Raw genomic sequence first — 25,849 nt, 5'->3', positions numbered from 1 at the left:
CATACTAATAGTAGTTACTAAAAGTCTGTTTTATTTATATTATTTTAGCTAACCTTTATAAAATCTATAGTTTAAGTTTTTTAAAATTATTCTTTTCTGCTAAATTAGATTTTCTTTTCCCTCTAGTAATGGTTATAGTAGGCAAACGATAAAATTTCTAAGCAATCCCGCTAGAAATTAATAATGCCTCTATAGAGCTAACCCTTTAAGGAATAAGGACTAAATAAGATGTCAATAAATGGTGTAATTATGCAGTTTTTCCATTGGTATACTGCTTTTGACGGTAAACTTTGGAAAGAACTAGCCACCAAAGCCCCAGAACTTGCACAGCAAGGTTTTACAGCTATTTGGCTGCCACCTGCTTGCAAAGGACAAGGAGGAAAAATAGATGTTGGTTATGGAGTTTATGACTTATTTGATTTAGGAGAATTTTTCCAAAAAGCCAGCAGAAGAACTAAATATGGAACTAAAGAAGAACTTTTAATAGCAATAAAAGCGGTAAAATCCCACAATATGCAAGTTTATGCTGATGTAGTTTTTAAGCATAAAAATGGTGCTGATGAAATAGAATCTGTAAGGGTTCAAGAAGTTGACTGGTTTGATCGTAATATTACTAGAAGTAATTGGTATCAAATGCTTGCACACACAGGGTTTAGCTTTCCTGGTCGTGGCAATATGTATTCTAGTATGAAATGGCATTGGCAGCATTTTGATACTCTTAGTTATAATGCGGAAACTAAAGATAGGTCTAAACTTTATCGTCTAAAAGATAAATATTTCCCTCCTGGTGTGCCAAATGAATATGGAAAGTTTGAATATCGTACAGCTTGCGAACTTGACACAGATGTTTCACAAGTACGCGGGGAACTAATGTATTGGGGACGATGGTTTATTGACACTACTGATGTAGATGGATTTCGTATAGATTCAGCTAAATTTTTAAGTGAGCATTTTTTTCGTGATTGGATTAATCATTTACGCGCTCATTTTGCTGGACGTGAGCTTTTTTGCGTTGGTGAATATTGGTCAGATAGCCTTGAGGAATTAAAAAGCTATATAGAAAAAACTAATGGCGTAATGTCACTATTTGACTTCCCACTACACTACAAATTACATCGTGCAAGCATTTTAGCTACTAAATTTGATTTACGTACAATTTTTGATAACACTCTAGTTAAGACTTTCCCTGCCCTTGCTGTCACCTTTGTTGATAATCATGACACTCAACCTTGTCAATCATTAGAATCTACTGTAGAAGCTTGGTTTAAGCCTTTAGCCTATGCCTTAATATTACTTAGGCTTGAAGGTTATCCTTGTGTTTTTTATGCTGATTATTATGGTGCAAAATATGAGCATGGCGAAGAAAATAACCCTCCTGTAGAACTTTATTCGCATCGTTGGCTAATAGATAAATTTTTATGGGCAAGAAAATATTTTAATTATGGAGTGCAACTAGATTATTTTGATCATCCTACAACAATAGGTTGGGTAAGATTAGGCGATAGTGTTCACCCCAAAGCTATGGCAGTAGTAATGAATACTGGTTTTGTAACAAAAAAATGGATGGACATAAGGCGAGCAAATACAACATTTGTAGATATCACTGAACATATCAAAGAAAAAGTTATCTCTGACTCGCGTGGCTGGGCAGAATTTCCTTCTTTGCCAGGCTCGGTTTCTGTCTGGGTGCAAGAATAAAACAAGCAAAAACTTGTTTTATAAAAGCTTTATGCTATAACTTCTCTTAACTAAAACATCAATAAATAAAGCTCTATATTCCTTGTAGGATAAATTCTATGTCAAAGATTAAAACTTTGTTCTACTCTTTAATACTTCTTGCTAGTTTAAGCTTTAACTCTAGTGCTTTTGGTCAAGAAGCCGTTAAAGCAACAAGTCCAACTTATCAAGTAACTTCAAGTCAACATAAAATAGATAGTAATATTACAGAAGATAAAACTATTAGTGATATGCTTGCCCCTTATGCAGAAAATGTAAAAAAACAAATGGCTTCAACTATTGGACAAGCAAAAGAAACTATTAATAAAGAAGGCCCTGGAGCAGGTCGCTTAGGTATGTTAATTACTGATATAATTCGCCAGCAATCAGCTAAGGCATCTGGTCATAAGGTTGATTTAGCTTTTCAAAATAATGGTGGTCTTCGTGCAGAAATTCCAGCAGGAGAAATAACTATTGGAACAATTTACAGATTAATGCCATTTGACAATGAGCTTGCTATAGTTGAACTTTCTGGAACAGATGTCATAGAACTTTTTGAAAGTATGGGGTCAAGCATTAAAGATTTTGGAGCAGCTATTTCCGGCGCAGAACTAACTTTTCAGGATAAAAAGTTAGTTAAAGCCAAAATTGATGGTAAAGATATAGATCCTAAAGCTACTTATACCTTAGCACTAACTGATTATCTTTATAAAGGTGGTGGAGAATATCCAACCTTACGTAAAGGAAAAAATTATAAGATAGTAGGCTTATTGCTACGTGATGCAATTATTAATTATATTAAGTCTGAGCAAGCAGAAAATCGTGTGATAACAACACCTGCTAGCCCAAGAATTACCTTAGTCAATGCCCAAACCCAATAAAGCAATAGAGAGAAAAATTTATGAGTAATGATTTTTCAAGAAGAAATTTTCTTAAAACCTTAACTGCAAGTGCTTTATTATTTGAAACTAGCAATTTTTATTCTGCTCAAGCTAGTGATGAAACTAAAATCACAATTTTGCATACTAACGACACTCATTCACAGATAGAGCCGTTTCCAGAAGGCACTCGTAATGCTGGAATGGGAGGCGTAGCACGTCGAGCTAGTTTTGTTCGCCAAATTAGAGCAGAAAACCCAAACACATTGTTACTTGATGGTGGAGATAGTTTTCAAGGTACACCTTACTATAATTTCTACCATGGAGAATTAGAAATAAAATCAATGTCTGCAATAGGTTATGATATTGTAACATTAGGAAACCATGACTTTGATGAGGGTGTAGATAGCCTTGTTAAAGCCTTACAACATGCTAAGTTTGATATTGTTTCTGTAAATTATGATGTGTCAAATTCTGCTCTAAAAGATTTTGTTAAACCTTATGTTATCCGTAATTTATCAGGTATTAAAGTAGGTGTTTTAGGTTTGGGTATTGATTTTGATGGTTTAGTTGTAGCAGATAAGCATATTGGTGTTAGTTACCAAGACCCAATAAAACCTGCTCGTGCCGTAGTAGATGAATTACGCAATAAACACAATGTAGATTTAATAGTTGCAGCATCTCACTTAGGTTATAAATATGATAATGAACCTGATAGAGTATGTGATGTAAAAGTAGCAGAAGCAATTCCAGAAATTGACTTTATTGTTGGTGGGCATACTCATACTTTTATGAAAGAGCCTGCTGTAATTAAACATCAAAACGGACGACAAACCTTAATTTTTCAAGTTGGTTTTGCAGGAATTAATGTAGGTCGTGTAGATTTTACTTTTAAGAAACGTCAATTAGTTAGTTGGCAAGCAGGTATTTTTAATATGGATAAAGAGCAAATAAGCCAACTATATTCAATAAGTAACAAAATTATTTAACTTAAAAGAAAAAAGCCGCTAATTAGCGGCTTTTTTCTTTTAGAAACTATTTTTAAGCATTATTTCTTTGCTTCTTGTGTATCTGAGTCTTTTTCTGGTACTTCACATAAACATCTAAAACCTACACGATCTATATCTTTATAGGCAGGTGGCAATACAAAACGATAAGTTGTTGTTGCTCTATCTGGAGGGTCACCATAAGAAGCACCTCTAATAGCTTTGGTGTTTGGTTCAACTTTACCTTTACCGCCAGGATAAAGAAGAAAATCATCTTTAGTCCATTCACGAACATTTCCCGCCATATCTAAAACACCATAAGGGCTAACATCTTTGCTATTAGATCCTACAGGCATAATTTTGTTATGTACTTTATTTACATTTGCATAGCCTTCTAACCAATCATTGCCCCAGGGATAAACATAATTTTTTTCTCCCCGTGCTGCATGTTCCCACTCTACTTCTGTAGGAAGCCGATAAACCATACCTTTACGAGTACCACGCCAATGACAAAAAGATGTTGCATCATCCCAATTTACAATAACAGGAAGTTGTAATAGTTCATTAGGTGGCTTTGGCCCTGCCCAAGTTTTAGGCGGCTCTTTTTAGTATCTTGAACAAATCCCCAATAATCTTCATTAGTAACTTCTGTTTTATCCAAAAAATAACCATTCTGAATTACTTTTTCATGAACTGGTTTTTGATAATCATCATCTGTATTATTACGCCCAATAATTACTGTTCCACCAGGTATATAAACCATTCCATCTGGTGTTGGAGGTGGCGGAACTTCTTTTACTATAGGCTTATCTGTTGCAGCATTAGTGTTACTTTTTAAGATTCTAGGTAAAGCAATAACTCCAGCAACAATAAACAGCACTACAACTGAGGCAATAGCAACTAAGGCTTTGTTATTATTTTTCTTTGCTTTAGTACCAATTACCTCTACTTTTCCAGTATTAACATTAACTTTTTCAACAAACAAGGTGTTAAGTTGCGCGGCTCCAACAGCAGGAGCAACTTTGGTGGTAGCTTTAGTAGTAGTTGTATTAGTGTTAAGTGGTAGAAGTGGAGTTGCTTTAGTAGTTACAGTTACAGGCCCGCCACTAGCAGAAATCATTTCAATAGTTGAATAAGTGCCTTCCATAGAAGCAGATACAGCACCCATAGCTTGAGTAACAGAAGCATCCATACTTACTTTTAAGCGTGGAGGCTCTTCATCAGCATTTACTGAAATATTTTCTTCAGCAAGTAAGTATTCTTGAAAACCAACTTTGATATTGTACTTGCCAGGTAAAAGAGAACGTACAACACCATTACCCATCTCATCTACTTGTACTTTTGGAAAATCATCTACATAAACAATTGATCCAGGAGGAGCATTAACCTGAAAACGAATTACTGAATAAATGTAATTGGCGGCAGCATTAAGAACAACTTCTTTATCCTCTGCCATTTCTGGGGACTTATCCTTATCATTTAGTAATCTTACTTCTAAAGGAGTTTCGCTGTCCCAAGTTTCATTATTCCATTTATCAATTACTATTTCAGCTTCAGTATCACTCCATAATTCTACGTAAGCTTTACCAGTAAATTTTTGGGTTTGTGGATCTGTTTCCATAAAAATCCACTGTACAGTAGAGATGGGATCTAAGATTTCTAACAAATTAGGAATTGTCTTATCTGAGGGAACTTTTTCAAAAACTACTTTTTTTGCCATTAAATACTCCCTTCCTGAATAAATAAAATCTCAGGTAAAATTTGGAGGTTTTGTTTTGTTAATTAACTAGATTAAACTTTTGACAACTTTTATATAATAGCCTAAGAACCTTAGTCTGAACAGATTAAAAACTATCTTTTACTAACTGTTATTACTTCCTATTATATGTTCAGCACACCGATGACCGCTTAATACAGCACCTTCAATAGTAGCGGGAAGTCCTGTATTAGTCCAATCCCCAGCTAAAAAAAAGTTATTTATAGGTGTTATTGTACTTGGTCGATTAGCTTCTGTTAGCACTGAAGCAGAAAATGTAGCATGATGCTCTTTAACTACTAGTGAACGAACAACTTTTGCATTGCTAGCTTTTGGTAGAAGCCTTTTAACATCAGCAATTGCAATTTCTACTAACTTTTCTTTTGTTAACTTAGAATACTCATGTGCAGCACTAATTACAAAAGTTAATAGTTGTTCTTCAGTTTTTGAGCGAGCAAATAATATATCTTTGTTAAACATCCATTGCAAATGCGTTCCTAACATTCCAGCAAACCCTAGATCTGTTATTTTACGATCAAACCAAAGATAAACCGATACTATTGGCGCAGAGCTTAAAGATTGCCATTGCTTAAAATAAGTACTTTCTTTAAGTAAATCTGTAGGAAGTAATTCTTGTAGTGCAAAATAAGGTACTGCACTTATATAAAAATCTGCATTAAGTACATTATTATCTTTAAGCACTACGCCTTGGCAACTATTATTAGTAATATCAAACTTAGTAACATTAGCTCTAAGTGTTACTTGTCCGCTATGAGATTCAATAAAATTTTTTGCTTGTTCTGTATAAAGTTCACTTAGTCCTACTTTAGCCGTCACCATTGTAGAATCTTCTTTTGTACCAGCAAAAGCTTGCTGTAAGACTTTTATTAATAGGGTAGCAGGTGCAACTTTTGGATCTTCATTAAGTGTAGCAATTGCAAAGGGATACCAAAACCGTTCTTTCATTAAAGAGGATTGATTACAACTATCTAGCCACTCATCAACCGTTAGCTTGCCAAATTTACTTGCTAGTTTACCGTTTTTTGTTTGTAAAGCACTACCTATAAGTAAGGCCCTTATTTTATCAGCAAAACTAATACCTTTTAGACGAAATAGTCCAGCAAGTAAATGTAGTGGGGCAGGCCAAGAAGGACAAAGCAAAGTAGTTTGACCATTTTGCTCATCAAGAAAATCAACTCGAGATTGTTTTTGAAATCGTAATTGCTCTAAAGTATTTAACTTAGCAAAAAACTTAAAAGTCTCCCGATAACAGCCCATCATTAGATGTTGCCCATTATCAATAACCTCTCCTGATATTTGGTCAATAAAAGAATAAGCACGTCCACCTAAAAAAGCACGTCTTTCTAATAAATGGACTTTATAGCCTGCTTCGGCTAGTGCTACTCCAGCAGAAAGTCCTGCTAATCCGCCACCAATGATTAAAACTTTTTTCATTGCTAAATTAAATTTAACTCCAACGGCATTTTGTCCATGTGCTAATGGACACTGTAGCTTTTTCCCAAGTATTTAGTCTTATACGCTGATCAAACACATTATAACGAGCAGAAATTATTTTTTCTAAAATCCTATGATAAATCTGTCCCATAATTTCTGCTGCAAACATATTTTTTTTATCTATTAAACTAAGTGTTGTTCTAGCTTTTTCAAAAAAACTTTCTGCACGCTTGCTTTGATACTCCATTAAAGCAATAAATTCATTACTATAAATATTACTTAATAAATTAGTTTCACTATAACCAAAATCTTTAAGTTCATCTTGAGGTAAATAGACCCGATCACGTTGAGCATCTTCTTTTAAGTCTCTAATAATATTAACTAATTGTAAGGCTTTGCCTAAATTTATAGCATATTCTTTAGTAGAAGGGTCTTGATAGCCAAAAATTTCAATACACATTAGCCCAATAACACTAGCAACGTGATAGCAATAGCGTTCTAGCTCTGCAAAATTACGATAACGGCATTTATTTAAGTCCATTTCCATGCCAGTAATTAAGTCTTGAAAATATTCTTCTTTTATTGAGCAATACTTAAGAACTTGTTGAAGTGATTTCCCTAAAGTAGTATTAGGAGTGCCTGTAAAACATTTTTGAATTTCTACTCTCCAAAAAGCAAGCTCTGTTTGTGCATTATCAACTTTTAAGTCTCCATCTACAATATCATCAACTAGACGACAAAAAGCATAGACAGTTTCTATTGCCTGACGTTTAGGTTTTGGCAAAAACAAAAATGAGTAATAAAAATTAGTATTTGATTGACGTGTAATTAGTTCTGCTGATTGGGCAGCACGTTCAATAGTTGTATTAGACATATAAAGAATATTAGAAAGTTTTTGAAATAAAAGCTTTTAGCAGAATTTTACTTTTGTGCTTGTTTTTATTGTTGGACGATGAACAAAAACATTAAATTTTTGTTCTTGTAATGCTTTTAGTAAACTGCTACCACCTAACCAAACTAGCCTTAATTCTATTCCTAAGCGTCCGCCAACAGAACGACAAAGCGGTTTACCTTGTAAAAATAAGCTTTCTGTACGTTCAGCTAGAGACTGCATCATCCTAACATAATTTTCATTATAAAGCTTATTGTGAAGGTCAGTTTCACTATAGCCAAATTTCTTTTGCTCTTCTTGAGGTATATAAATGCGATCTTTAGCTAAATCAACTACAACATCTTGCCAAAAATTAGTTAGTTGTAAAGCAGTGCAAATATTATCAGACATTTGATGAAGCTTTTTTTCTTTATATCCAAAAAGCAATAAAATCAATCTTCCAACAGGGTTAGCTGAACAGCGGCTATATTCTAATAGATCATTAAATGTAGTGTGGCGAGAGTGTTTAACGTCCCAAACAAAAGCATCAATTAAATCATGAAAAAGTTGTAAGGGAAGTTGGCAGACTTTAATAGTTTCTGCTAAAGCAGTAAAAACAGGATGGTTAACATCCTGTTTTTGACATTGTATAAGAAGATCCCGCCAATTTTCTAAATTTGCTAATCTTTCTGAAGCTGATAAATTTCCTTCATCAGCAAAATCATCTGCACCACGAGCAAAAGCATAATTACTATAAAAATGAGGCCGTTGCGTGCGAGGAACTAAAATAGAGCCTACAGGAAGATTTTCATAATGGCCTGTAGCAATCTTTTGACAATGCCCATAAGACTCGGCAAGTGTCCAAGTGTGAGACTCTAAATCTACAGTTTTAAGAGAAGTTTTTGACATTAAATTAAACTGCAACTGGACTAGCTAGTTCTTGGGCCATTTCTTCTAATCTTTGATAAACACGTTTAATCATCCAATCAGGCGTTGAGGCTCCGGCTGTTAAACCTACGATTTTATGTCCATTTATATCTGATAGAGAAAGTTCATCTTCTGTTTCAATATGGAAAGTATCTACTCCTGCTTCGCGGGAAAGTTCAGCCATTCTTTGAGTATTACCACTATTTTTTCCACCAACAACAATCATTAGATCAACTTCTTTTGCCATATCTAGAATTTCATCTTGACGATCTGCGGTGACATCACAAAGAGTATCAAACATTAAAGCTTCTGGATAAATCTGACGAATTTTTTCTGTTACTTCATGTAAGCGAGCGCGGCTTTGGGTACTTTGGGCAACAATACAAACTTTATCTGGCGGCAAGGCAGGCAAATTTTCTAAATCTTCATCAGCATCAATTAAATAACCTCGTCCTTGAGTAAATCCAAGTAGCCCAATTACTTCTGGATGCCCTCTTTCACCTACAATAATAATGCTATAACCGTCATGAGTGTGTTTTTTAACAATTCCTTGTATTCCACCAACATGAGGACAAGTAGCATCAACTATTTTTAAGCCCTTTTCCTTTAAGTGTATTCGTCTTTGTGGAGTAATTCCATGAGCGCGAATAGCAATTGTTCCATCAGTAATATTATCTATATTACCAGAAACATGAATATCACTTTGTTCTAAGACTTTTAATACTTGGGGGTTATGAATTAAAGCACCATCGGTATAAATAGGAGAATTACCATCATTAGCTGCTTTCATCACTAAATCAATTGCACGGCTTACGCCCCAACAAAATCCAGCCGTTTTTGCTACAATAATTTTCACCGCAAAGCCTCCTTGCTAACAGCTACCAGAAAAAAATTTATTATTTATTAAATAGAAAATTACACCCAATTTTAATGTTAAAACAAAATTGGGTGCAATAGTCGAGTGCCAATAGCTACCTACCACATAAAAGCAAAATCTAGCCGGTAAAACCTACGATAACTAGCAAAAAATGTCCCAAAGCCAGGATCAGCTTGATTAGCCTTGATATTTCTTGGGTTAAAGTGGTTAGTCACATTAAATAAACTTAAGGTAAATTGAGCATCATACTTGTCACGAACCCTTATATCTTTGCTAATAGCCATATCTAAAGAAGCAAAACGTGGGAATCTTACGCTATTACGTGGCCCAACAAAATTCTGTGCTTCATCTCTAATTGAATAAGGAAAACCTGTATGAATATCTAGCAAAGGTGAAACTGTAAATCGAAGAGGAAGCTTAAATGTTCCATTAGCTAAAATTCTATTAGGAGCATCTATTGGTAAGCGTCCAAATTCATTTGGTCTTAAAATTGGGTCAGGAAAATCACCATAGTAAGTATTAAAGTCATTTAACTCCCCTGTAGCACGACTACGAATATAGGAAAAGGAAAAGGCGTTTTCCTTTGGTAACTTAAAGTTAGTTGTAATTTCTAGTGAGCGATAGCGATTTCGTCCATTATTAAAAAGCTTTATAGCATTAACACCATTTTCTTGTGTTGGAGAAACAAAAAAATCATTATCTGTACGGCTTTGCAGGTAAGCAACTTTTAACAATGTGTTGGGAGTAATTTTTTGGTTTACTTCTAAATTAAAAGTTAAGTTTCGTGGTGCAGAAAATTCGCTTCCAGTATTTACTTTACTATTTGGTGTTGGGCCTAATAGGTTAAGAAACAAGGTTGGACTACCAACTACAGTTTGTCCATCAGCGGCAAAGTTAGTGATTAACTGTTGAGGTCTATCACGAAAACTTAATATGTTTAGAGGCAATTTATCATAAAATAGCCCAGCAGCAGCTTTTAAGACTGTATTTCCACTATTTCCAGGCGAATAAGCCATTGCTAGACGTGGCATTACATTAATAGTCGCGGCTGCTCTTTGGGCCTCAACTCTTAGCCCATAATCAAAACTAAAATTACGTTTTATTAACCATTGATCTTGGGCAAAAGCTGCTACTTGTGCATTTGCGGATCTTACTGCACCAAGTGTAAAATATTGAATTGTTTGTGTTTTTGTTCCATCTAAACGAACTATATTAACATTATTATCAGTAATATCACTATCAGAGCCTAAATAATTTAAGTCTACTCCTATTTTAACATTATGTGTGCCAGAACCAGTTTGTTGAGGTGCAAAAGTATTAGTGACTGACAATTGGTAACGTTCCGTAATTCGGTTTTCACGATGAAAATAATTTCCATCACGTCTTAAAGGACTAAAAATCATTAAGTCATTTCCCTTGCCTGCTACTTCTGAATTAATGCGTTTATATTGAAATAAAGTTTCAAGCAGAGAACCATTTGATAAAGTGATTCGGTCAACTAAACCTATAGTAAAATCATTACCATTTTGATTAGGAGATACTACTTGAGGGTTAAAAAAGTCTAGTCCAATGTGTTGTAATCTTTTAGTGGAAAAATTTACTGTAGTTGTTAGTGTATGTTGTGGATTAAGAATAAAATCTAACTGAGTAAAACTACGGAATACTTGTCGCTTAATTTCATTAATTGGAGAAGCTAGTCCTCGAACAGGTTTTTTATCTATACTTACTTCAAGCCCCTGAGAAAAATACGCTCGATTTTTTACAATGGGCCCTTCTAAATGTAGTCTTGGTGAAACATTGCTAAATCCAAAAAGTTGACCACCTCTAAACCTAGGTTCAGGAAAAAAGTCTGTAAAATCAAACTTAAATTTATCTCCTCCACGACGAGTTTCTACTTTAGTAACACCGCCTGTAAAACGTCCATATTCAGGCAAATAAGGATTGGTATAAACTTTAATTTGTCCAATAGACTCTAAAGGAATATTTTTAGTAAAATCTCCTGTAGCAGGATCACTACCATCAGCACCATTTATCAACAATGCACTTTGATTTTCACGTGAACCTTTGATACTCACTTTGCCATCAGGAGGACGGATAACATTTGGAATTGTGCCTAATGTAGCGTCAAAATCACGACTTAAGGCAGGAATCATTTTAATTTGTTGTAATTTTAGTTCCCCAGCAGGTTGATCTAATTTTTCTATTGGGTTATCAGACTCAGCTTTAACTTCTACTTCAATACCAACAGGAGAAAGTTTTTCTGATAGTTGAATAGAAGCGCGTCCCATCATTCCACCAACAATTTCTACATTATCTTCAACATAAGGTTCGTGGTTATCAGCAGTGATTTCTAGTCTATATTTAGCTTGAGCAAGACCTGGAAATTGTACTAAACCTTTAGCATCTGTGACTTTTTCGCCTACTTGTTGATCACTATTATTAATTACCGTAAAAACCTTAATTATTGCTCCTGATAGCGGACTACCTTTAGAGTCCAATATTTCAATACTTAAAACACCATTTTCTACTTGTTGAGCATAAACGCTGTTAGATGGAAAAGATATTTCGCTAACGGGAAAAGCTATTGCTAGCAAACAAAAGCTAGCAAAAACACGAGTATATTTTGACCAATTTTTTTTTGTTTTTTTACTAGTTATATTACTACTATTCATAATGCCTATACCTGTTTAATTAAGTGTTTATGTTTGATGCGTAGTGATTAGAGTTAATTTGTTAAATGATTATAAATAATCTTATTACGCATTCATTATTAAAAAAATACTAATGTTATTATTTTAAGTAATTTTTTAAATGAACAACGAGCTATGTTAACAAAAATTTAGTAATTAGAAAAGCTAAACAGAAAAGCTAGTTGTCACAAAAATAACTTATAACCTTTTTATTTAGTTATAGTTAGTATTAAGACTAGACTACTAACTACTCCAACACCTCCTGAAAACTTTGGTTCAATATTTTGGTAAACAATCTTTTAGTACAGAAATAGATTTTTTTAGATTAAGTAGAAATCTAGCTGCTAAAATGGGATGTTTAGCTAGTTCTACCAGCATTTTAAGGTTATTAACTTCCGCCATTTCATTCATAGCTAAATTAACATTTGGTAGATCTCCACTTGCATCATCACTAATTACCCGTAAAACCGTAGCGGGCAAAGCTTTTTCTTTTGCTGCACTTAGAATTTGGTAGCTTTCCATATCAACAGCAATAGTTTTATAGTTTTTAGCTAGAGATTTTTTTTGATCTGCTTTACAAACTACCCAAGGTAAAGTAATCCCATCGCCTTGATGAATTGTTAAGCTATTAGATTGTAAAGTATTTATAATTAAAGATGTTAATTTTTGATCACAATTAATAGGAGAATCTAAGCTAGCATTATCAGATGGAAGAAAATAGCAATTTTTATAAATAACCAAATCTCCTTGTTGACATTCTTGGGATAAACCGCCAGCAAGTCCAGTTATTATCACAATTTTAGCTTTAGTATTATCTAAAGCTATTTTAGCTTGTTGAGTAGCGTTTTTTGGCCCCATTTTAGTACAAAAAAGCTCCACTAAAGTATTTCCACAAAACCCTTGTCCGCCTAACAATTGGTTTTGATAATTTATCGCTTTCCAATCACTTAAAATCGCTTTTACCAAATTATATTCCAAATCACTAGCAGCAAAAATTGCTACATTTGTCATAGAGAGCCTTTTATTGCTCATCAATTTAGTATTTTAATAACTAAAGTCTGAGCCTAAGATGTGTAATTAATTTAGAGTGTTGCCAGATTGACTATCTGCTAAGGTAGGGATTTTATATAATTTTTCTCTTATTGGTTAATCAAAATAGCTTAGAGTGTTATCAAAAGAATTATTTAAGCTAGTAATTAGTTGCTTATTCTGGGATTTTATCCTTATCTTTTAACTATTTATGACAACATTTAGTGAGCCAGAGAAAACTTTAGCTGATGTGCTGCAAGGTACACGAAACCTTTTGCGACTATCAATTACAGAATATAGCCAATTATTTCAAATATCTAATCAAATTATTGTTGACCTTGAACAAGGCATTCTACCTAATACATTAGATGATAAAATTTTTAGGATTTTATTAGCTAATATTGCAATATCTTATAGCCCAGATCTTTTAGTTATTTTTCTAGCCGCAGCACAAAAAAAGTTCCCTAACTTAAAACTAGATAGTCCTTCGGCTTTATTTGGCAAATTATTTGCCCCTAATTTCACAGAAGATTTATCACTATTTCCTTGGATAAGTAGTGGAACTCGTTTCCGTTGTAGATTGCTTCAATTAACCGATCAAGCTAATGGAATTTTGCTTTGGGCCGAAGACAAAGATACTCATCATCAATTAGTAAGTGTCTGCCCTTCATCAAGTGCTGCATACTTAAATTTAATAGATAATTATACAGTGATTTTTATTCCATCTATTTACTTGTTTCTAAGATTAAATACAACTAAAAGCCAGTTACCTATTCTTTTAACACCTCGTTTTAATGAAAAACTTCCAATTGGCTTGTCTATTCCTCAAGAAGCTTTTCCAGTAAAATCACCTAGTCAAATAGAAGTGCAACAGACTCCAAGACGACTACTAATCTATTCACCTGACAGCCATTCAATAGCAGAAATACAATTCTAGTAGCCCAGCATATTAAATAAAGTGTAACTTAAATAAAATAGCATTAGTGAGGCTTAAGCTCTGAAAAGACAATATAACTATAGCCTAATTACACTGTAAACTAAGTAAGTTACTATTTTTTGAATTTCTTAAGTTGGCGCATATAGGGTTAAAACCTTAGTCTATATATCTATTACCCTGTTGGAGCTTTAGATTTAAGAATATAATATTTCTTAGTTTACAGTGCATTTACTTCTCTCTAATTTTGTTTTTATATTTATATTATTTTAATTCTAACCAGTTTTTTCCTGTGTGTACTTCAGCAACTAAAGGTACATCTAAAGAATATACTTGCTCCATTTCATTTTTTACTATTTCTTTTACTTTTTCTATTTCACTTTCTGGCACAGATAAAAGTAACTCATCATGAACTTGAAGCAACATTTTAGCTTTTAAGTTTTCTGCTTTTAAGCGTTTGTAAACATTAATCATAGCTAGTTTTACTAAATCTGCTGCCGTTCCTTGAATAGGTGCATTGATAGCTTCTCGTTCAGCCCTAGCTTGAAGGTTATGATTTTTATTATTTAGGTCGGTTAATCTGCGAATACGTCCAAATAAAGTCCTAACAATGCCATCTTGCTCTCTGCCTTTTCTAGGTATTTCTTCCATATAATGACGAATACCTGTATAAGTAGTATAGTAATTTGCTATAGCTTCTTTTGCTTCACTTCTGCTAATTCCTACACGCTGAGCTAGACCAAAAGCCCCAACTCCATAAGCAATACCAAAATTAGTAGCTTTTGCTAGACGACGTTTGTTTTTTAACTCTTCCTCAGTTTTAGCCCCAAAAACTTCTTTAGCCGTTTTAGTGTGAATATCCTCACCATTCTTAAAGGCTTCTGTCATTTTTTCGTCTTTGGCAATATGAGCAAGTAACCTTAGCTCAATTTGCGAATAATCAGCAGAAAGTAAAACGTGTCCTTCTTCAGCTACAAAAGCTCGTCGGATTTTGCGACCAAGTTCAGAACGTACAGGAATATTTTGTAAATTAGGATTAATAGATGAAAGTCTTCCTGTAGCCGTGCCTACTTGATTCATTGTAGTATGTATCCTACCAGTTTTTACATTAATTAATTTTGGTAGAGCATCAATATAAGTGTTTTTTAGTTTAGCTACTTCTCTGTAATCAATAATCTTTTTAGGCAGTTCATAGTTAGCGGCTAATTCTTCCAATACATCAGCACTTGTTGAAACTTTGCCGGTTTTAGTCTTTCGTGAAACAGCAATATTAAGTTTTTCAAATATATTAGCTAGTTGTGCTGGCGAATTAATATTAAATTCTTCCCCTGCTAATGAGTAAATTTCTTGAGAAAGACGCTTTATTTCTTCCTCAAACTCTTTTGATAACTCTTCTAATATTTGGAGGTCAAGCTTAATTCCTGTCTGCTCCATATCATAAATAATTTCAACTAATGGAAGTTCAAATCTATGATATAGATCTTCTAAACCCATTGTTTTTAATTTGTTATGCAAAGTTATAGTCAGACGATTTACTAAATCTGCTTTATCAAATTGAGAAAAATTTTCTGGACTTATCCCTAAATATTCTTGTGCTAAATCAGTTAAACTATAGCGATTCTCTTCAGGATTAAGCAAATATGCTGCTAATAAAATATCTACCACAATATTTTCTAGCTTAACTTGCCCTGATAAATTCCCATAAATTTGATTAAGTATATTTAAGATATTTTTGCTATCATGAACTCTTTTTGCTAAAAAGCCATTTTCCCAAATATCTTTTAGAGCTAGCAAAGTTTCTTGGTAATCTAACGAAGCTTGGCTAAAGTCAATTTTGTAAGCATTTGTTGGAGAAAGTGAAAAAGAAATTTTGTCAACTTTTTCATTATTTGCAGTCATTTCCAAAGAAAAAGCAAATTCATCACTTGCCCAAAGTTTATCTAAAAAGCTTTTTAGCTCTGTTGGACTAGTAATTTGTTGATAATGCAAGTTTTCTATTACACTGCTATTATTGTCTACGGTTGAAAACAAGTTTTCAGGCTCTATAACAGCAAATTCCTGTGTTAAAGCTCTAAATTCTAACTCTGAAAAAATCTCAAAAGCTGCTTTGTTATTAGGCTCTAATCTACGTAATTTTGATAGGTCAAATTCTACTGGAACATTTGTATCAATAGTAACTAATTGCCGAGCAAGTTTAGCCTTGTCCGCTTGTGTAAGTAGAGCTTCCCTATAAGATTTACGTGAAACTTTTTCAGCATTAGCAATCAAATTATCTAAAGAGTCAAATTCTGCTAGTAGTCCGCTAGCCCCTTTTTCACCAATTCCAGGCACTCCAGGAACATTATCTGAGCTATCTCCAACTAAACTAAGGTAATCTATAACTTGATCAGGACGTACACCTAGCCATTTTTTTACACCTTCAGTATCGTTTAAAACATAGCTTCCCTTCTCTAACCTCATTATAGAAACATTTTCATTAACTAGCTGTCCCATGTCCTTATCACTAGTCAATATAACAACTTGCAGACCTGCGGCAGCCCCTTTTACCGCAAAAGTCCCAATAATATCATCAGCTTCATAACCAGGCTTTTTAATAGCAGGAATATTTAAGGCTTCGCAAACCTTTGCTACATACTCAATTTGTGGGGGCAAATCATCAGGAATTGCCGCTCTTTGAGCTTTATATTCAGGATAAAGTTGATGTCTAAAAGTAGGTTCTATGGTGTCCCAACAAACAGCCCAATAATCTGGCTTATCTTCCTTCATTAGCTTACGTAGAAGCATTGTAAAGCCAAACACGGCATTAGTAGGAAGTCCTTTGCTATTAGCAAGTTGGCGAATAGCAAAAAAAGACCGATAAAGATGCGCCATTCCATCAATTAAAAAGAGTTTTGGTTTGCTCATTAGTCCCCCTAAAAAATAAACCTTTAGACTCTAGCTATATTCCTTTTTCCATCAAGCTTTCTTAGAAATTGATTCCAAAACAATAAAGCGGTAGAAACAAATTATTTCTACCACTTTATTATATTAATGATAAGTTGGTTTAAAGGGTTTATCTAAAGGCTACCTTTGCATTAGCAGCATTGATCATTCCACCATTAAATAAAACGGTTAGTCTTCTTCCATCAGCAAGTCTAGTTTGAATAGCTTGGAGTTGGTCAGCAGAATTTACTTGGAAAGCTATTTTGCTGGCATCTGCTTTAATTCCAAGGGATTTTAAAAAATCATCAACTTGGTTGCCAAAAACTTGTTCAGGTTTAGCTTGAGCATCTGACACTGGTTTATTACGGTTGGCATCAAATTGACCTTTGGCTGCTGCTAGTCTAGCGGCTCCTGCTGCGTTTGCTTCGGCTGCTGGTGCTGGTGGTAGTTGAGGATTGTTTCCTACTGGCAACCGGTTTAGCTCATAGTTAGAAGTCCCAATGCTTAAAATTCTTAAACCTGTATTAACTTTTCCTTGTGGAGCAGCTTCATCATTCTTTAATGCTCGGTAAGCTTCAGCAACATTACCATAAAGTTCGCGTGGGTCTGGTGATGGTGCTTTTGGATCTGAAAGTGTATCATAAGCTTTACGTAAGCTGTTTAGAGCATCTTTTACTTCTCTACGTGTATCAGCCGACAAATTACGATCATCATTAGCAATATCGGTTAAGTTTTTAGCTAAATTGCCCACATTAGCTTGGAAGTTAGCGCGTGAAGTTAAGTCTTGAGCATAAATATTTTGTACAAATTTCTTTTGAGCATCAGTTAAGCTATTAGCTTCTTTGTAGAAAGAAAGAATTCCTCGTCCATCAAATACGGTTCTAGGTAAAGTTGCTGTGCTTGATGGAGGAAAACTTCCATTATTATTAAATAATGTTACTGATCCTCTATTACCATCAAAAGTAACTGTAGAATTAGCGGTTTGGCCTCCAGCAGTGCGGGTTGTTCTGGTAGAAGCACCATTAAAAGCATCTGCTGGTAAGTTTAAGTTGTTGCGCAATACATTATTTACTTGGTTGTCGTCGCCTTTAGCAGTTTTACTAGTAGCAATTTGTTGTTTTAAGGCTCTTATAGCATCAGCAGCATTTGGTGTTGCTGGGGCGGTTGGTGCAGTTGGCGCGGTTGGGGTTATTGGTGCAGGTTTTACATTAGTGTTATTTGTAGTGTTATTTGTTGCTGCTATACCAGAAAAAGCAACTTTTGCATTAGCAGCATTAATAATTCCACCAGCAAAAAGTGCTGTAAGTTGTCTTCCATCTGGTAAGCTAGCTTGGATAGCTTGAAGTTGGTCAGCAGAATTTACTTGGAAAGAAATTTTCTTAGGATCAACATTTCCTGCTCCAATAGATTTTAAGAAATCGTTGACTTGGTTGCCAAAAACTTGTTCAGGTTTAGCTTGAGCATCTGACAAAGGTTTATTACGATTTACATCAAACTGACCTTTAGCTGCTGCTAGTCTGGCTGCTCCTGCTGCATTTGCATCGGCTGTTGGGGCTGCTGGTAGTTGAGGGTTATTTCCTACTGGTAAGCGATTTAGTTCATAATTAGAAGCACCAATACTTAAAATATTAAGTCCATCATTAACTTTATCTTGTGAAGCAGCAGGGTCATTTTTTAACGCACGGTAAGCTTCAGCAACATTACGATAAAGTTCGCGGGGGTCTGGTGCTGCTGCATTTGGGTCTGAAAGTGTGTCATAAGCACTACGCAAACTGCTTAAAGCATCATTTACTTCTCGACGGGAAGTTTCAGAAAGCTTTCCAGGGTCATTAGAAATATCAGTAAGATTTTTAGCAAGGTTATTTACATTAGCTTGATAATTAGCTCTTGATGTTAAATCTTGTTTATAGATATTTTGTATAAATTGTTTTTGATCATTTGTTAAAGTGTTGGAATTTCTATAAAAAGAAAGTATTCCTTCTTTATCAAATACACTTCTAGGTAAAGTTGCAGTGCTAGATGGGGGAAAACTTCCATTGTTATCAAATAAAGTTACTGCGCCTTTTCCGTTTTCAAAAGCAACTCTTGAACTAGTGGTTTGTCCAGCAGCATTACGGGTTGTTGTTGTAGCACCATTAGCAACAGAATCATTAGAAAGGTTAAAATTCCTATTTAGTAAATTATTAACTTGATTATTGTTACCTCGTGTAATTTGGCTGCTGTTGATTTGTTGTTTTAAGGTGTTAGCAGGGTCGGTTATAGGAGTAGGAGTAGGTTTTGCACTTGTGCTAGTGTTATTGTTTTTTAACGCTCCTGTCCCTCTTTTCATAGGGGCGCAGCGTTGGTTGTAAACTTCTTCTGCTTGTTTTTGCTGTGCTTTAGCAACTGACAAAGGCTTTGTTCCATTAGCTTCTTCTTTTTGTACTTTTAAGCCAGCTAAAGAACCTTGTTTTTCTGCTGCTTTATTCTCAGTAGCATTATTGTTAGTATCAATTCTATTAATATTATTATTACTTATGTTATTGACTGCCATAACTTTTCTCCCTTAAAAGTTTTTAATTGAAAATTTTGATCTCAAGTTAAATAAATCTTTTGGCGATAAATAAAAAATTTTGGTGACTAAATTGATTAGAAATTTTAGTATTTCAATAAATTTGTTGTGCTTTTGTAAAATATATTCCTAAAAAACTTTTTTCTTCATAAAAATTTTTCCAGATTTAGCAAAAATTTTTTAGGATTTATCCAAAAATTACAGCTATTTACTTAATGTAAAAAAATTTTACACGCTAAAACTACTAAAATAGTTAAATCTTTCATAAAATATCGCAACATTTATTTAGAGCAAACTGATAACTGAATGAATATCCATTCATAATTTTTTTCTTAATATTTTAATATTTTAAGTTGGTGCTACCAATTAAATACTGGTAAAAGGAAAGGGAAGCTTAAATGTCGATAAGAAACGTACAAAATGATAGTGCTGCTCAAGTTAATGATTTAATGAAGCAATTAGACACTTTTCAAGGTAAAAGTGAACAAAAAAGTGTTAAATCTGATTCAAGTCCAATATTATCAATGCCAGATCCAGGCCAGGCACAACGTTTAGCCGGCCAATTTGCTCGTTCACGTGTTAGTTTAGGAAGTTCTATCCGTCAACAACAGCTAGCTGGACTCTTAAGCACTAGTGCTAAAAATTCTCCTGAAGCCCTTAATCGCTCAATAGCTCAAATTTCTAATGCTGCTAAACAAACTGATGGTATTCGACAAGCAAGAACAGAAAATTCTTTAGCGACTGCTCAACAAATAATCAATAACGGTACTCGTGAAGAACGTGACATGATTGGAAGACCTATTAATCAAACCAGTGATGCAGTTGCAAGCAACCCAACTTTAGACACATTAAATAAAATCTTAGACACTTTTACGCAAATTATTGATTTAATGAAATCAATGATTCAAGCCTTACGCCAAGGCCAACAATCTAGCGAACCATCCACACCAGCACCTACTCCACAACCTGATCAAGGACGTACAGAACCAACTCCTGTTCCTAGCCAACCAACCCCAACTACACCAACTCCTGCTCCAGGTGGCAATGCAAATAATGAAATTGCAACAGCCCGAGAAAGATTAACCCAAATAGGTTTTGCTGGTAGCACAATGCGTCAAATTACTGATAGTGCTGCTGTTAAAATGTCCAAGCTTAATGATAATCTATTAGGCGAACTTGCTAGAGGCGGTGCTGACAATGAACGTGCTTTTGCTCGTAAAATTGATGGATTACCACAAGATGCGCTTGATAAACTAGTTGGTCTTCCTGAAGCTGACCAAACACGTATTGCTAAACTTAGTAGTCAACAAATACTTACCGAATTAAGTAAAGCTACACCAGCACCAGTTCCTACACCTACACCTACTCCAACTCCAACTCCAACTCCAACCCCAGGAGCCGATATAGCAGCAGCCCGAGAAAGATTAACCCAAATAGGTTTTGCTGGTAGCACAATGCGCCAAATTACTGATAGCTCTGCTGTTAGAATGGCAGGACTTAATGATAATCTATTACGTGAACTTGCAGCAGGTAACGCTGACAATGAGCGTGCTTTTGCTCGTAAGATGGACGCTTTACCACAAGATACATTTGATAAATTAAAAGCCTTAGAACCAGGCGAACAAAGCAGAATTGCTAAATTAGCTGGCGATCAAATCATTGAAGAAATTAAGAAGAAAACCCCAGCACCAACTCCTACACCAACCCCCACTCCAACCCCTACACCAGGTGGTGATGTAGCAGCAGCCCGAGAAAGATTAACCCAAATAGGTTTTGCTGGTAGCACAATGCGCCAAATTACTGATAGTGCTGCTGTTAGAATGGCTAAACTTAATGATGGTTTATTAGGCGAACTTGCAGCAGGTAATGCTGATAATGAGCGTGCTTTTGCTCGCAAGATTGATGGCCTACCACAAGATGCTTTTGATAAGCTAGCTGGCCTTGGAGCAGCAGATCAAACCCGTATTGCTAAACTTAGCAGTCAACAAATACTTGAAGAACTTAAGAAAGCTAACGGGCCAACACCAACACCTACTCCAGTACCTACCCCAGGCCCAACACCTACTCCAACACCTACTCCGGGTAAAGCAGCAGCTTTTTCCAATGCAGTTGATGTAATACTTGGTCGTAAGCCAGCAACCGAAGCAGAAAAATCTGCTGCCACAGAAGTATTAAAACAAGAATTTGTCACCAAAGAACTAAACAATACTCGTAGCCGTCGTACTGATCCAACATTACTTAATGATAAGTTCCCTAAAGATAAAGAGCTTGTTGTAGGTGCTAATGGTGATAAGAAAGTATTTTGGAATGCTTATGATAACCTACACTTCTTAGCACGTCACACATCAGAGCATTTTGACACTGCTGATATTAAAGCTAAGAACGGATTCTGGCCTGCTGGAACAAGTATTCAAGATATAAATAGATACCTTGAAACAATTGCTACAACTTATGGTAAACAAATAGAGCTACCTAGAGCAGGATCTACAGGCCCAGGATTTAAGTACTTTGAATTTGAATTGCCAGAAAACAAAGATATTAGAGTTTCTGTTGGAATTCAAAGCGATGGTCGTATTACTAGCTTCTTTGCTTTATCTGGCCCTGGTGTAACTAACTTCTCTGATAGTGAAGCCAGAAAACTCTTAGGTGCTATTGGTAAAGCTTAAAACAAGCGAAAGATGTTCTAAAATCTGACAAGATCTAGCAGGTGTGCGAGTGTTTAACTTGCACACCTGTTTTTGCTTGTTTAATATTTATTAGCAACAAATTTATTTCGAGATAATTTTTTATGCTCAAACTTATTTTAAGCACATTTCTAGCACTTAACTTAGTTTTATTTGATAGTTGTGAAACAGCTAACAATAAGGAAAACAAAGAAAACAAAGAAAACAAAAAGGCTGTTGAAACTACTAAAACCTCTAAAACTGACAAATCAAGTGAAACTTCTGAGCAAGCTACAAAAACAACTAAAACCCCTACAAATCAAGCAACAAACACTTATAATGCAATAGAAATAGTTTTAGGGCGCAAATCTGCTAGTAGCCAAGAACAGGCCGAAGCACTAAAACTAGTTAAATCTACTTTATCAAGTAAAGAATTAAAAAATAATAGGAATAAGCGTAATGATCCTAACTTATTAAAGGATCGTTATCCTAAAACTACTGAATTATCTGTTGGTAATCCAAAACAAGATGTTTTTTGGACAGCTTATGACCGTTCTCATTTTGCGGCTCGTCATTTAATGGATTATTTTGATAGCACAGATATAAAAGGGAAAAATAGCTGGTGGCCCTCAGGAACAACAATTGAAGAATTATATAGCTATTTACAAAAAGCTATAGAAAACAATAAACAAAGTATTTATTTGCCTAACCCAGCCAAAACAGGCTCAGACTTTAAATTTTTTGACTTTAACTTACAACTACCTGATAAAAGCAATATCCGTGTTTCAGTAGGTTTAACTAGTGAAGGACGTGTAACTAGTTTCTTTCCTAAAACAGGAAAAAACATTATTACTTTATCAGAAATAGACGTAAAAAACTTACTTACTGCGATAGGAAAACGATGATGTATAAATCCGTGTTTTTTTCTTTATTACTATTATCTTTACTTAGTATAGGTTGTAATAATTCAAATAACCCTCAACCTACAAATAGTCCTCAACCTAATACTACTTCTAGCCCTCAACCTAATGCTACTTCTAGTCCTGAAGCTAATTCTACAAATGAACCTACTCCACAACCTTCTACAACACCAGATCTTTCAAAATCAGATCTTACTTCTAAATTACCTCCTCAACTAGCAGGAAAACTTACTCCAGAGCAGTTAAAGCAAATCGAAGAATATAAGAAAAACCCTCAAGCATATATAAACAATAGGACTGCTCCTGTAAATTTTGCTAGACAAGCTAAAGCAATCAATGACCGATTACGTTTATTTGGAGAAGAATTAAAAACTTCTCATAGTCCAGAACAGCAAAAAGCTTTAATGGAAAATGTGCGCCAAACAATAAAACCTTCTTACGATTTAATGTCTAACTTAAATAGTCAAACACCTTTACCTAAGCCTGAGCTAGCAAAAGCAATGCTAAATGCTTGTTCTAAACTTGACAAAGCCTTAGCAACTGGTGATCCTAAAACTTTACAACCTGTTTTAGAAGAATTTAACTCAGCGTATAACTCTTTAAAAGATGAATTTCTACGCTAAGTATTTTATTGATATTGTAATAGCTTAGGTAATATTATAATGTAGCTTAAGCTATTACAAACAGTTCTAAATTAATATTGTCAAAGAAGTTTTATCCGTTATACAAAAGAGATATCTTAGCTGTACCATTGTTAAACTTATGTTAAAATAGGCAACTTAAAAAGCAGATTAAGCAGGCACAATTTATAAGCTTACTAATATTTTACACTTGTGGAGGCAGACGGATGAAGGAGTGTGCCTATTGTAATAGTTGTTTTGAAGATGATGTAAAAACTTGTCCTAAAGATAACCAACCCTTAATAGATTCGTTTGCTGGTAGTCGTGTACTCGACACTAAGTATTTATTAGAAACCTGCATTGGTCGTGGAGGTATGGGAGCAGTTTACCGAGCTAAACATGTCCATCTTAACCGCCCTTTTGCTATTAAAACTGTTTTGCCAGAATTTGCTAGCCGTGATCCTCAAGCTAAAGAGCGTTTTCTTCAAGAAGCCCAAGCCGCTGCTGCAATTCAACATCCTAGTGTAGTGGCAATTACAGATTTTGGAGTAACATCAGATAAACTATTTTACTACGTAATGGAATATATTGAAGGCAAAAGCCTAAGTGAAGAATTACGTAAACATGGTGCAATGTCTCCAGAAAGAACCTATAAAATTTTTAAGCAAGTCTTAGCTGGTGTTGGGGCTGCTCATCGTTTACATATGGTTCATAGAGATCTAAAACCTTCTAATATAATGCTAACTACAATTTCTAACCCTCAAGATGATTTTAAGGTACTTATCCCACTTAATGATGAGCCTGAAGACAGCAAAGCTATGGATAATGAGCTAGCTAAAGTAGTAGATTTTGGATTAGCACGCTTTATTAATAGTGCTGTTGGTCGAGGCGCAGATTTACAAGAAGGAGGTTTAGTAGGTTCTCCTCTCTATATGTCGCCAGAACAATGTGAAGAAGCCAGTAGTGTTGATGAACGTTCTGATATATATAGCTTAGGTGTAATTCTTTATCATATGTTAACAGGAGAGGTTCCATTTAAGGGAAGTTCTTTAACTGCGATACTAAGCGCACATTTATTAAAAGAACCTCCTCCACTACGAAGCATCAAAGGAGAAATTCCAGAAAAAATTAGAGAAAGTAGTCTTAAAAACGCTAGCGAAAAACCAAATTTACGATATCAAAGTATTTCTGAATTTGCTGAAGATTTTGAATCAGCAATGAGTGTTTATTTAACTCCTGAAGCACAAAAACTTAATGTTATTATGCAGACTATCCCACCTGCTTGTGAGGTTTATATTGATGATGAATATCGTGGACGTACAGGCCCGGAAGGAAAATTAGTAATCAAAGGTCTAACGGCTGGAACCCACCAAGCTAGAGTTATCTTAAAAGGTTATTTAGAATGGTCACAATCCTTTAGTGCTGCTTCTGGAGATTTTAACTTAAAAGCAACATTACAAAGAAAAGAAGATGTAGAATTAGCAAAAGCTAAACCTTCTACAAAACCCATTGCTAAAAAACCCATTGGATCAGCATCTACAAGTGAAGTGGCTGATAGTGTTTACTATCGTTCTATTCCTAACCAACCAGCAGAATTATCTTACTTAAATGCCTTTCTAGCTGTTTTAGCTACTTTAGCTACTTTAGGAATGGTTAATATTTTTGAACATATTGATCCTTTATCTGCAAGTATCAGCCAAAGGATATCTATACCTATTGAACCTTTAATGAGTTCTATGGTAATTCTTACAGTAATTGTTTTTAATATTTCTGTGCTTATTCCAGATACACTCCCATCATATCGTAATAGTATTCCTTTAGGTAGGATGTTTAACTTTGCTAGTTTACTATTAGTAGTAATCATAATTTTCCCTCTTTTAGTAGGAATAATATTTAAGTTTAGTGGGGATACAAACTTAGCCCCTCCTATAGCCTGGTTTGGAATGCGTGCGTTGATTATTGTGTGTTGCTTGTTACTACAACAACGTGTTAAATCTAAAGGTAAAGTAGGATTTTTAATCTAATTTTTACTAATTAAGTTTTCTTTGTTCTTT

General features: G+C 34.7%; 18 protein-coding genes. 8 read left to right on the top strand and 10 right to left on the bottom strand.

Features of this window, described 5'->3' with window-relative positions:
* Window positions 1–249 precede the first annotated feature (249 nt).
* The 3 genes from IPK14_16060 to IPK14_16050 all read left to right on the top strand — a co-directional run bounded on the left by IPK14_16060 (window position 250) and on the right by IPK14_16050 (window position 3,583).
* Window positions 250–1,698, top strand: coding sequence for an alpha-amylase (locus IPK14_16060; protein MBK7994835.1), 1,449 nt, complete (start codon window positions 250–252; stop codon window positions 1,696–1,698).
* Between the two features lie 98 nt (window positions 1,699–1,796).
* Entirely contained in the window at window positions 1,797–2,597 is an 801-nt protein-coding gene (locus tag IPK14_16055; protein MBK7994834.1) for a 5'-nucleotidase C-terminal domain-containing protein, read from the top strand.
* A gap of 20 nt (window positions 2,598–2,617) precedes the next feature.
* The gene (locus IPK14_16050) at window positions 2,618–3,583 is read left to right on the top strand and encodes a metallophosphatase (GenBank protein ID MBK7994833.1); all 966 of its coding nucleotides are present in this window, start codon (window positions 2,618–2,620) and stop codon (window positions 3,581–3,583) included.
* Between the two features lie 59 nt (window positions 3,584–3,642).
* Here IPK14_16050 and IPK14_16045 read toward each other — a convergent pair whose 3' ends face one another.
* The 8 genes from IPK14_16045 to IPK14_16010 form a co-directional block, all read right to left on the bottom strand.
* Window positions 3,643–4,122: an SUMF1/EgtB/PvdO family nonheme iron enzyme gene (locus IPK14_16045; protein MBK7994832.1), complete on the bottom strand. Its 480-nt coding sequence runs from the start codon at window positions 4,120–4,122 to the stop codon at window positions 3,643–3,645.
* A complete protein-coding gene (locus tag IPK14_16040; protein ID MBK7994831.1) occupies window positions 4,116–5,300 on the bottom strand; it encodes an SUMF1/EgtB/PvdO family nonheme iron enzyme in 1,185 nt (394 codons plus the stop codon). Before IPK14_16040 ends, IPK14_16045 begins: the two co-directional genes overlap by 7 nt.
* A gap of 141 nt (window positions 5,301–5,441) precedes the next feature.
* On the bottom strand, window positions 5,442–6,791 hold the full coding sequence (locus tag IPK14_16035; protein MBK7994830.1) for an FAD-dependent oxidoreductase: 1,350 nt from the start codon (window positions 6,789–6,791) through the stop codon (window positions 5,442–5,444).
* 13 nt (window positions 6,792–6,804) lie between these two features.
* Entirely contained in the window at window positions 6,805–7,665 is an 861-nt protein-coding gene (gene hpnD, locus IPK14_16030; GenBank protein ID MBK7994829.1) for a presqualene diphosphate synthase HpnD, read from the bottom strand.
* A 36-nt stretch (window positions 7,666–7,701) separates the two neighbouring features.
* Window positions 7,702–8,571, bottom strand: coding sequence for a squalene synthase HpnC (gene hpnC, locus IPK14_16025; GenBank protein MBK7994828.1), 870 nt, complete (start codon window positions 8,569–8,571; stop codon window positions 7,702–7,704).
* A 4-nt stretch (window positions 8,572–8,575) separates the two neighbouring features.
* Window positions 8,576–9,445: a 4-hydroxy-3-methylbut-2-enyl diphosphate reductase gene (gene ispH, locus IPK14_16020; GenBank protein ID MBK7994827.1), complete on the bottom strand. Its 870-nt coding sequence runs from the start codon at window positions 9,443–9,445 to the stop codon at window positions 8,576–8,578.
* Window positions 9,446–9,564: 119 nt separating this feature from the next.
* Window positions 9,565–12,138 (bottom strand): TonB-dependent receptor, encoded by a 2,574-nt coding sequence (locus tag IPK14_16015; GenBank protein MBK7994826.1) that lies wholly within the window; start codon window positions 12,136–12,138, stop codon window positions 9,565–9,567.
* Window positions 12,139–12,432: 294 nt separating this feature from the next.
* Window positions 12,433–13,167: a hypothetical protein gene (locus IPK14_16010; GenBank protein MBK7994825.1), complete on the bottom strand. Its 735-nt coding sequence runs from the start codon at window positions 13,165–13,167 to the stop codon at window positions 12,433–12,435.
* Window positions 13,168–13,396: 229 nt separating this feature from the next.
* Between IPK14_16010 and IPK14_16005 the strand changes: the two genes are divergently transcribed.
* Window positions 13,397–14,122, top strand: coding sequence for a hypothetical protein (locus IPK14_16005; protein MBK7994824.1), 726 nt, complete (start codon window positions 13,397–13,399; stop codon window positions 14,120–14,122).
* A gap of 261 nt (window positions 14,123–14,383) precedes the next feature.
* Here the strand turns inward: IPK14_16005 and polA are convergent, their stop codons facing one another.
* The gene (gene polA, locus IPK14_16000) at window positions 14,384–17,023 is read right to left on the bottom strand and encodes a DNA polymerase I (GenBank protein ID MBK7994823.1); all 2,640 of its coding nucleotides are present in this window, start codon (window positions 17,021–17,023) and stop codon (window positions 14,384–14,386) included.
* A 148-nt stretch (window positions 17,024–17,171) separates the two neighbouring features.
* On the bottom strand, window positions 17,172–19,574 hold the full coding sequence (locus tag IPK14_15995) for a hypothetical protein (GenBank protein MBK7994822.1): 2,403 nt from the start codon (window positions 19,572–19,574) through the stop codon (window positions 17,172–17,174).
* Between the two features lie 416 nt (window positions 19,575–19,990).
* On the opposite strand from IPK14_15995, the gene IPK14_15990 reads away from it, so the two are divergent.
* From IPK14_15990 to IPK14_15975, 4 genes are all read left to right on the top strand, one after another.
* A complete protein-coding gene (locus IPK14_15990; protein ID MBK7994821.1) occupies window positions 19,991–22,258 on the top strand; it encodes a hypothetical protein in 2,268 nt (755 codons plus the stop codon).
* A gap of 122 nt (window positions 22,259–22,380) precedes the next feature.
* Window positions 22,381–23,160 carry a hypothetical protein gene (locus IPK14_15985; protein ID MBK7994820.1) on the top strand — a complete coding sequence of 260 codons (780 nt, stop codon included), beginning with the start codon at window positions 22,381–22,383 and terminating at the stop codon, window positions 23,158–23,160.
* Window positions 23,160–23,798 (top strand): hypothetical protein, encoded by a 639-nt coding sequence (locus IPK14_15980; protein ID MBK7994819.1) that lies wholly within the window; start codon window positions 23,160–23,162, stop codon window positions 23,796–23,798. Before IPK14_15985 ends, IPK14_15980 begins: the two co-directional genes overlap by 1 nt.
* A gap of 224 nt (window positions 23,799–24,022) precedes the next feature.
* The gene (locus IPK14_15975) at window positions 24,023–25,819 is read left to right on the top strand and encodes a serine/threonine protein kinase (GenBank protein ID MBK7994818.1); all 1,797 of its coding nucleotides are present in this window, start codon (window positions 24,023–24,025) and stop codon (window positions 25,817–25,819) included.
* Window positions 25,820–25,849 lie beyond the last annotated feature (30 nt).

This window comes from Blastocatellia bacterium (assembly GCA_016713405.1).
Lineage (GTDB): Bacteria > Acidobacteriota > Blastocatellia > Chloracidobacteriales > JADJPF01 > JADJPF01.
Note: the sequence above shows the minus strand (reverse complement) of the source record. Positions and strands in the feature narration are given on the sequence as shown.